Source organism: Pseudomonas sp. CBC3 (genome assembly GCF_037967085.1).
Lineage (GTDB): Bacteria > Pseudomonadota > Gammaproteobacteria > Pseudomonadales > Pseudomonadaceae > Stutzerimonas.
Genome location: NZ_JBANEO010000028.1, coordinates 1 through 290, shown reverse-complemented (window position 1 = coordinate 290; position 290 = coordinate 1). Strand labels below are relative to the sequence as shown.

Sequence of the window (290 nt, the reverse complement as noted above, 5' to 3'; positions counted from 1 at the left end):
GGTTCGCTTTGCGAGCGATGCGTCTTTTCGGTTTGTTTGTCGACTTCAACCGTCTGACACGCAAACATCAAATTGTTTGGGTGTTATATGGTCAAGCCTCACGGGCAATTAGTATGGGTTAGCTCAACGCCTCACAACGCTTACACACCCCACCTATCAACGTCGTAGTCTTCGACGGCCCTTCAGGGAGCTCAAGGCTCCAGTGAGATCTCATCTTGAGGCAAGTTTCCCGCTTAGATGCTTTCAGCGGTTATCTCTTCCGAACATAGCTACCCGGCAATGCCACTGGC

Annotated in this window: 1 rRNA gene; it reads right to left on the bottom strand. The window is 51.0% G+C overall.

Annotated features, from left to right (window positions below):
- Positions 1-87: 87 nt before the first annotated feature.
- Positions 88-290: ribosomal RNA gene (locus tag V6943_RS20275) — 23S ribosomal RNA — on the bottom strand; the annotation flags it as partial.